Source organism: Natrialba sp. INN-245 (assembly GCF_009807105.1).
GTDB classification, from domain to species: domain Archaea; phylum Halobacteriota; class Halobacteria; order Halobacteriales; family Natrialbaceae; genus Natrarchaeobius; species Natrarchaeobius swarupiae.
Window position 1 is genome coordinate 1 of record NZ_WUBV01000019.1, and the last position, 9781, is coordinate 9781.

Here is a 9781-nt window from a genome sequence, read left to right on the forward strand (position 1 = left end):
GCTCGCCGAGGAGTCCCAAGACGAAGCCGCTACCATCGAGAAGATGGTCGAACAGATCCAGGAGAATACCGAGGAAACCGTCGACAGCCTCGAGACGGCCAACGAAGAGATCGCGGACGGCGTGTCCCTCGTCGAGGAAACCGTCGAGAACCTAACGGAGATCAAAGCCTCGATCGCGGAAGCGAGCACCGGTATCGAGGAGGTCGCCGTCGCCACCGACGACCAGGCCGCCACCACCGAAGAGGTCGCCAGCATGACCGACACCGCCATGGAACACTCACAGAACGTCTCCACCGAAATCGACGGAATCGTCGCCATCAACGACCAACTCGAGACCCTCGTCGACGACATCGACGCGGAGATACAGCGACTGGCCGCAGACAGGCGAACGTGACCGCCGGATACGTTGGAGACACAGAGGAGTGGAGCCCGCGATTGGACACCAATGAGAGCGACACGTCTGAGAGCAAGGAGGCCTCGCGTTCGTCGCGGCCCTAAAGGGCTAAGAGAGTGCGGTCTCATAGACATGTACATGACCGAAGAGATCGTCGCCGACTTCACGGCTCGATTTATTCTCAATCGAGGTGAGGAAGGCGGTGGTACACCCTCCAGTGGCCGGATAATTACGACGAAAAAACGGCTGGTCCTCGCGACGAACGACGAAAAGACGACCGTTCCCCTCTCAAGGGTCATCGACGTAAACGTCGGTAGCGTTCCCAACCACGTCAGACAGTTCTTCGACGATACCGTTACGATCGGCTACGAGTCGGATGGCGGCGTCCAGAGTGCAGTAATCGAGAGCAAAAGCGAGACCGTCACGAAGTTCGTCGCGATCCTGTTTCGGTGTCTCCTCAACGGTCGCTCGGTCGCCGTAAAACACCCGGCGAGAGTCGGTGGGCGAGTGAAAGACACTCCCGTCCGCTCGGGAACACTCCGAGTCAAGAGCCGTGCGATCGAAGTCAAGACGGACAGGGGAGCGTTCGAGATCGACGTCGAAACCGTCATGAAGATCGAACGGTCGAACAAACTCGGCAAGCGAAACGACCGGGTGACACTCGTCGTGAAATACATCGACGACGACTCCGGACGTACGAAAACGTCGTTGATCTCGCCGACACAGGGACAGTACGTGAACTTGCTCGCGCGATACCTCCGACTCGAGTTCGACGAACTCCGCGACGAGGTCGAGGAGATTGAACTGACCGATCCGGAGAAACGCGTTCTGGTCAGCGTTCACGCAACCGGTGGAGATATAGATTTTACGAACATGCTCGACGGAGATCCGACGTACGTGACGAACGTCCTGAACTCGGTTCAGAACAAGGAACTAATCGTCGAACACGAAGACAGCATCTCGTTGACCCCGAAGGGGCGTATCATCGTCAGCCAGCGGATCGAAGACGTCAACGCGTGATACGATCTGCGATGACTGATCGCCGGTCGTTCGCCTGCCGGTCTGCGATCGACCGAGACAGCCTCATCGCGGTCCGTATGAACCGACACGAACGGCGTTCGAGAGCGAAGGACCACCTTCGAGATCGAGTGGAGCCCTGTTCAAGCGGGAGTACTATTCAGAACTAGGGGTTGGGAATTAACGGAGTCCGAAGCTAGAACCAATAGGCGGTACCGATCAGTTTGTCCAGCAGATCTTCGAGATGTATGTCACAATTTTGGTCAACATCGTTAAGTTATCCGGGTGTATTGATCCCCCTATGGATGTGCTGATCACGGACGATTCTGGGTTCATGAGGGACCTCCTCCGGGAAATCCTCGAAGAAGACCACAACATCGTTGGTGAGGCCGAAAACGGCGTCGAGGCCGTCGAGCTCTACCGCGAAGAGCAACCCGATATCGTCTTCATGGACATCGTTATGCCGATCAAAGACGGTATCGAGGCAACCGGTGAGATCACCGATATGGACCCGAACGCGAAGGTCGTGATGTGTACCAGCGTCGAGCAAGCCGAGCAGATGAAAGACTCGATCAAAGCCGGTGCCGAAGGCTACATCACGAAGCCGTTTCAGAAGGAAAGCGTTCTCGAAGAACTCAACAGCATCGCTACCGAGTGACTCTCGCCATGGAAATCGATATTCGAGAGCTCGAAACCTACCAGGAGCTCGCTCACGACGGAGCCCAATCGGCTGCCAAATCACTCTCACAGCTGACCGGGATCAGCACGCGGGTACAGGTCACTGACGTCTCACTGATGAACTCGACGGATCTCGAGTACGAGTTCATCGGTGACGAGTTTGCCGGCGTCAACATCGATCTGAGCGGCGAAATGAGCGGCGAGATAGTGCTCGCATTCGACGAACAGGGCCGGTCGGCGATCACCGACACGCTCGTCCCAGCCGACGATCCCGAGAAGAAAAAAAGCAGCATCGAGGAAGTCGGCAACATCATGACAAGCGGATTCGTCGACGGGTGGGCCAACTACCTCGAGGCGAAGATCAAAAGCTCACCACCGACGTACATCCAGGGGACCGGGACCGACATTCTGCCGACGTCCACAACCGAGGACGAACGCCACCTGTTCGTCTTCCGCAGTCGCGTTGAGGCATCCCAAGACTCCGTCAACGAACCGATCGACTTCCGTATCCTCCTCGTTCCGGATTCGACCTCCCTCGAGCGCTCGCTCGAGCCCCAAACCGACAAGATCGTCTCACTCGAGAAACTCGAAGTGTTCAACGAGATGACCAAGGAGGGAGCGAAAAAAGCTGCGACGAACATTACCTCGATGACCGGTATCGAAACGACGGTCAACATTAGCCGGCTGAGCCTGGTTCCGATCGAAGATATTCCGACCGAGGTCGGCAACAAACGGTTCGTCGGAACAGTGATGAAGTTCAAAGGGAAGTTCAGCGGCTACCTGGTTATTCTCTTCGACCAACCCTCAGGTCGGGCGGTCGTCGACTCCCTCGTACCGATGGAGACCGACGAGCAGTGGGGCGATATCGAACAGGGCGCGCTCAAAGAACTCGGGAACATCATGACCAGCGGCTTTATCGACGGATGGGCCAACGTGTTGAACGCCGAAATCAAGCACTCGCCGCCCGAGTTCGTCGCCGATACTGGTTCCGGCGTACTAACGCCGATCACGGCACAGATCGCCCAAAGCGACGACCATGCGTTTCTGCTCGACTCGAGCATTCAGACGAACAGCGACAAAGTCTTCACCTGCCAGATGCTCGCGTTACCGCGGCGCGACGAGTTAGAACAAGCACTGGACGACCTCCTCATCGAAAATTCGGGTAATACGCGCGTCGATCCCGACGACCTGTTCTGAGCACGAGTGTTCCGTCGGATCCACTGTCAGTTACCTCGAGTGGATTCGGCCACTCCGATTTCGTACCGATCGTGAACGGGTAGCACAAACCCGGATTCTGACCGCCCACGCCAATATTAAATCAACTCGAGACACGGTTTACGACCATACCCCTGTAAATACATTACGGCCATTTACGGGCATACCACTGTAAATACGTTATGGCCACCAGGCGACGACGAGACGACATTCGACCACGTCAGTGTCTAAAAAGCGCGATATCGTTCTCCCGACGAACCAGACAGAACGGAGCCCCGGTATGTTCTGGAAACGACGTCGACAGTCGCTCGATGAGTATCAGTCGTTCGAACGGATCCGCGCATGCAGGACACCGAACATCGTCTCTATTCTCGAATATCGACAGTCCACCCGTATCCCGAAGCAGTTTCATCCGATGGCGATGGTTGTGAATATCGAAATCAGTGTCCATTAACAGTCACCTGCGCGTGAACCGACCGTACGAAAAGCACGCAGATGAGTGTGCCGGTCTGTACAGCTCCCCGCGTTCGCTAACCGACCACTTTTCGCATCAGATGTGGGTATCCCCGACTACATGTCAAAACAGCAATCGCGGCAAAAGCAGTTCGGCCCTGGAAAAAGTATCCCGACAACTGACAGATAAAACAAATCACCCACTACAGACCTACACTATGAAAACAGTTGGCGTATACTAATGACCCCCATATTATCCTATACCAAACACAGTATTCTATCTGATATATACTCGAATCTAATCTTGTTTCTGATAGATTCTGTTCCGGTTATCAACTGGGGAAAAGACGGGCTTCATCTCCGGAGGAATCGTCTCACTTTTTCCAATAATGAGATATCCGCCCTGTGATATCGATTCCGATATTGTCTGTAACATCGACTGTTTGTATTCGGTGTCAATATAGATGAATAAGTTTCTACACGTCACGAGATCGAATCCGGACTTTGGATCGCCGTTGATAAGATCGTGACGCTGAAACTCGACTGGCTGTTTGATAGTGTCACGTACCCGATACGCATTCTCACCCGAGTCGTATTCGATGAACTGACTATACTCATCGATGTACTCGAGTTCACCACCGATACTCGTCGTTCTCGACTCCTGGTAGACGCCCTCGCGAGCGACCTCGAGTGCTTCGTTGCTGATGTCTGTCCCCAAAATTCGAACAGTAGAGGGATCGACCTGAGGCTCGTCGTGGACGATCATCGATAGCGAGTACGGCTCTCGACCGTCTGCACAGGCTGCACTCCAGATATCGATCCGATCGGTCTCGCCAGCAAGCGATCGAAGCACGTCACGGACACCGTCCCACACCTCCGGATTACGGAAAAATCCGGTGACGTTGATACTCAGAGAATCCAGCAACGCACGCTGCTCGTCGGGGTTGGAGCGGACGTGTTCGTAGTACTCTTCGTACGTTTCACACTCCGTGCGTCGCATGCGAGCCGTAATTCGTCGATCGAGATAACTGTCGTTATAATGGCTCGTTGCGAACGATAGCTCCGTTTCCATATACTCGAGAAGAAGTTCGAACGAATCGTCACTGGACACAGTACATCATTGATTGGGATAGAGAGATAAATATGCTGATTAGGGGAGGCTACGTGACGGGTTGACGTATCACCCATTTCGTCGCGACCCGGTTCGAAGGACGGTTGCGGATATCCATCTCTCCGCTCGAGACGATTTGCGATGACTGATTGCCGGTCGTTCGCCGACCGTTCGACGATCGGAACAGACTCATCGCAGACCGTATGGGTCCCCCGCCAGAGGAGACCAGCGTAGATTGGTACGGGCTCTGTTCGGCTGATTGCACACCAGATTTTCGACGACGCAAAATGCTGGCCGCACACCAGGTTTCCGGTGAATTCTCGAGATGAACGTGTCCGTAAACAATGCCGGGACAAGAGTTATATTCACCAGAAACACGGTGTTCGAATCGGATTTAGTCGGTGAAACGATAGGAACAACTGCACTGATTTATACGGTCTGCGATGACCGATTTGCCGGTCGAACAGTTGTTTCTACATCTTTGATCAGCGGAAGAATTCGACATCTTTGAGGGAATTCCCCGGCGTTTACCGACGTTTCTAAACATCGAATCAGTCGACCGTATCAGCGAGCACATCCTTGACCACTTCTGGATCCTCCAATAGCGTATGTTCGGTGTAACTCCCCTCAGCGCTTCCGCCGCTGTGACGTGACTGTTCGATCACGTCGAGAAACGCGTGCTCTTTTAGGAGATCACGAACGCGACGAAGGGACAGCGCATCAGTCCCCTCCTGACGACAGATCTGCTCGTAGACGTCGTAGACGCGAGTCGTTCTGAACCCCTCGTTTTCCTCGATCGAATCGGCAGGTCGATCTCTGAGCGAGAGAAGGGTCAACGCCTGAAGTGCGTATCGTGAGTGGGGTGTCGACCCACGGATCAGTTCTCGGAACCGATCGACTTCAGCTCGTTCTCGAGCCTGGACGACGAACGCCTCGCGGACGGTATCGGCACCTTTCGTCTGTGCGATTTCCCCTGCGTATCTGAGGATATCGATTGCTTTCCGAGCATCACCGTGTTCGCGAGCAGCCAGCGCTGCAGCACGTGGAATAACGCCGTCCTCCAGTACTCCGTCTCGGAACGCATCGTTTCGTGCAACCATGATTTCGTTGAGTTGACTCGCGTTGTACGGCGGAAACACGAACTCGCGCTCACAGAGACTCGACTTGACCCGTTCGTCCATTCGATCCTTGTATTTGATCTTGTTACTGATCCCGATAACCCCGATCTTGCAGTTCGTCACTTTGCCGGCTTCGCCCGCACGCGAGAGTTGCATCAAGATCGCATCGTCCTCGAGTTTGTCGATTTCGTCCAAGATAATCAACGCAACATCGTACTCCTTATCGAGAATTCGCCAGAGTCGCTTGTAGTACGTTGCCGTGCTAATTCCCTTATCGGGAATGTAGATATCGGTCTCGTCCGTGTTGACCGCACTCGCGATCGTCTGTGCTGTCTGCGTTTCCGTCGTATCCTGTGCACAATCGACGTACGCAAAAACGGCATCTACACCTTCCTCCTCGGCTGTGCTGACGAGTCGTCTCGAGACGTACTTTGCACACAGGGACTTTCCGGTCCCAGTTTTTCCGTAGATGAGTACGTTGCTCGGACTCTGCCCGAATATCGCGGGATTGACCGCGTTCGCGAGTTGGCCGATTTCCTCGTCACGACCGACAATTCGACCCTCATCGGGGAGGTGACTGATCTCGAGGAGTTCCTTGTTGACGAAGATAGGATCCTCGCGAATGAACAGATCGTCGGACTGGGACATGTGCTTGGACACCGTGTTTCCGGTGAATCATCTTGATTGTTTCGCCGAGACACACACACCGGGTTTCCGGTGAAAGAAGGTGAGAACGGGGAGAGGGTGCAGATGAAACGGTGGGTTGAATTCATCAGAAGGATGGTCGTGCCACTGTACAGGCAGTCAACTGGATGGATATCGTGGATCTCGTCTCGAATGATATTAGTGAGACAAGGATACAGTTCGTCTGGGCTGATTTCAGCAGGAGCTAATCTATTTCTTTTTCCAGTTAGTGGACTTTTTATCGCATAGGCTAAAAGCCTTTATGGTATCTGGTGATCACGGCTAGACCACCTTGGTTCGGATCGGACTTCACCCCTGAAAAGAGCGAATCATCCTGTTTATCCCTTGTAATCCAGGCATCTGATCATCCAGATCTCCGCCAGTTGCCAGGTGATCTCTCTCTCTCTCTCATGCCCCACTTTCACCGGAAATTCGGTGTGTGTGTCCTCGATCTGTGTTCAGCTACGTTATTCAGCTACCTCCATATTTGGTTATTGGAAAGTGCTTGTGTCCCTTTAGATATCTGGTGGGGTATCAACGAGACGGTTCAAGTAGTAACTCTTTCATACACTACTTGATACGGGTTGCTGTCCTTGATATGTGGATGAGTAGCCCCTTCCCTCCAATTTCACCGGAAATCCGGTGTGTGTCCACTCGAATATCCGCTTTCGAATCCCTGTTGTCTTTCACCTCGAGTGAACACTTTGAGGCGTAATCTCGAAGTGATTTATCGTGCCTGTCCATCCAATTTCACAGGAAATGTGGTGTCTCCTAGCTCTCATTTGGTTGAACGGCGATATCCCTGTGTCCACCGGATATCCAGTGTTTATATTCGATCCCGAGTAATATTTTCACCGGAAATCTGGTGTCCGTTTCAACGAAGCGACCTCCCCTTCCGCAAGCGAGCGGCAGGGAGGTGAGGAACGCGTTCGTATCGCTGGGTATCGATCCCCTATCTAGCCACGGGATCACATTGAGTATGTGGCAGTTGTGGTTACATCGGAAATCTAGTATTCCGACAAACGTCGACTGTAGGGTCGAATTCGGTGGTGTGGTCCGATTTGAGCCTGCAGTGCAGGCTTGCTAAAGCACGGGTGTCTCTGGTGACTTTCTATTGTTCACCGGAAACCTGGTGTCCGTTCCAGTTCCCCAAAATACACCGCGTCCCTCCCTCATACGGACCACGGTGAGTCGGTATCGGTCGATCGCTCGTCGCTCCGCGATCGATCTGCAGTCAGTCGTCGTAACCCGTCTCAGGAAAGTGAATAAGAACACTGCTGAGATGCTCGAGGGAGGTTCTTCGACTCGGTACTACGTACCGCAATGTGAGGCTGATTTTGACGCTCTTACTGAATGACCGTTACAGCCCACTGATTTCTGAACGGAGTTGAAGTGAACTACCCTACCCTACTCGCTCACGGCTGACGCCGTTCGCTCGTCGAGGGTAGGGCTTCCTGCTTCCACGACGCGCTTTGCAGACACGGAATCGGTGTCCGTAGGGAGCGCAGTCTCCACAGGCGTTGATTCGGAGTGTCCCACTCCTATATCTTCGAGGCCGCGAGAAAGGATGTTCCACGCCGCGTTCGCGTCCCTGTCCGCCTCAAACCCACAGGCAGGACAAGAGTGTTCACGAACCCACAACGGCTTATCTGTCGAGACGCCGCACGCCGCGCACTCTTTCGTCGTTCCTCTCGGGTTGACCGCCACGAAATGCGTCCCTTCACGCTTACACTTGTATTCGAGCAACGAGAGAAACGTTCGCCACGCCGCCGACGCCCTGTTGCGGCTGTTCGATGGCGATTCCATCATCCCCTTCACGTTCAGATCTTCGACCGCCACGAAGTCGTACTCCCGAGCGTAGTAGTTCGAGAGTTTGTGCAAGAAGTCGCGGCGCTTCCGTCGGAGGTCGGCGTGACACTCTGCGACACGACGCCGTTGCTTCTCGTAGTTGTTCGACCCGTGTTGCTTCCGCGAGAGCTTCCGTTGCTCGCGCTCCAAGCGGTCGCGTTCGTCTGAGAGGTCGAGCGACCCGACAGCCGTGCCGTCGGTGTCGTGGGCGTACTTGAGAATCCCCACGTCGATACCGACGCACTTCTCGGGGTTCTCAGGCGGTTTGGGGGGTTCATCGTCCATTTCGACGCCGAACGTAGCGAACCACTCGCCCGTCGGCTCCTTCTTGACCGTGACCTGTTTGAGCGCCGCATCGTCCTCAGAAATCGGAGATTTCTGATGGGCTGCACAAGAGCTGTCGCTCTTGTGAACGTCGGGGATGGCGCGGTGGAGGCGAACCGGTATGTCCGCGAGTTTCGAGAGTGACAGCACAGTCTGACCGCCCTTCTTGTCGAGCTTGAAGCCAGACTGGCTGTACGTGAAACTGCGGAACTCCCGTGGCGGTTTCCACTTGAGTTGACCGACGCCGTAACCGTTCTCCTTGAGTTTGGAGAGGCTGTTGAGGTTATCGAACAGCCGTTCTACAACAGTTTGGAGAATCTTCGAGTACACGTCCGAGAGACCGTCCCACCATTTCTTAAGATCGGGGAGTTCCGACCGCAAGGTGGTCATGGACGGCAGTTCGCCGTGTTCGTCTTGGTACTCGTTGAGCCGATAGAGCGTGTGGTTGTACAGTTGCCTACAAATATCGCGGTGACGGTCCAACTCCTCTCGGTGGGCGTCGGACGGCTTGAGGCGGTATTTGTAGGCGTAGTACATACGCTACTCTCGTTCTTCAATTAGTTCGTCCAGTTGCTCACGGATGAACGACGAGAGGTTGAGGTGGTTGTCCTCTATCCACTCGTCTTGGTCCTCTCGGATAGTGATTGTCTTCCGCTTCACTGTGATGCACACTATACATATTACACGTATAGCATCTTCGATTGCGTGGGCCTGTGGGCTGAGCGTCGAACGTGTTTGAAAACTGTGCGGCGCTGTATCCCCTCCCTACTGCGCTACTCACTCACTCCGCTCGTTACGTTGCTCCTTGAGGAAGGGGGCTTAGCGCCTCAATTCAGCTAAATACTGCTCTGTTGAAGAGCGATCTAATCAGCTGATATCACGGGTTAGAAGGATGAAGTCGAGGAAATCGAGGTTGGTATGGAAATCGATATCCTCGAC

The 9781-nt window shown here is 54.2% G+C and carries 7 protein-coding genes; 4 read left to right on the plus strand and 3 right to left on the minus strand.

Going from position 1 to position 9781, the window contains the following annotated elements; all coding sequences use genetic code 11:
- The 4 genes from GRS80_RS07540 to GRS80_RS07555 all read left to right on the plus strand — a co-directional run.
- On the plus strand, positions 1-394 hold a 394-nt coding region (locus GRS80_RS07540), incomplete at its 5' end, for a methyl-accepting chemotaxis protein (RefSeq protein WP_235019676.1).
- 138 nt (positions 395-532) lie between these two features.
- Entirely contained in the window at positions 533-1414 is an 882-nt protein-coding gene (locus tag GRS80_RS07545) for a CheF family chemotaxis protein (protein ID WP_160047026.1), read from the plus strand.
- Positions 1415-1712: 298 nt separating this feature from the next.
- On the plus strand, positions 1713-2069 hold the full coding sequence (gene cheY / locus GRS80_RS07550) for a chemotaxis protein CheY (protein WP_160047027.1): 357 nt from the start codon (positions 1713-1715) through the stop codon (positions 2067-2069).
- A gap of 8 nt (positions 2070-2077) precedes the next feature.
- Positions 2078-3286, plus strand: a complete 1209-nt coding sequence (locus GRS80_RS07555; RefSeq protein ID WP_160047028.1) for a chemotaxis protein CheC — start codon at positions 2078-2080, stop codon at positions 3284-3286.
- Between the two features lie 769 nt (positions 3287-4055).
- Here GRS80_RS07555 and GRS80_RS07560 read toward each other — a convergent pair.
- The 3 genes from GRS80_RS07560 to GRS80_RS07570 form a co-directional block, all read right to left on the minus strand.
- Positions 4056-4868, minus strand: a complete 813-nt coding sequence (locus GRS80_RS07560; RefSeq protein WP_343161490.1) for a protein-glutamate O-methyltransferase CheR — start codon at positions 4866-4868, stop codon at positions 4056-4058.
- 551 nt (positions 4869-5419) lie between these two features.
- Complete coding sequence (locus tag GRS80_RS07565; protein WP_149080939.1) at positions 5420-6634, minus strand: orc1/cdc6 family replication initiation protein; 1215 nt, start codon at positions 6632-6634, stop codon at positions 5420-5422.
- Positions 6635-8077: 1443 nt separating this feature from the next.
- On the minus strand, positions 8078-9379 hold the full coding sequence (locus GRS80_RS07570) for an RNA-guided endonuclease TnpB family protein (RefSeq protein ID WP_160047029.1): 1302 nt from the start codon (positions 9377-9379) through the stop codon (positions 8078-8080).
- Positions 9380-9781: the final 402 nt, after the last annotated feature.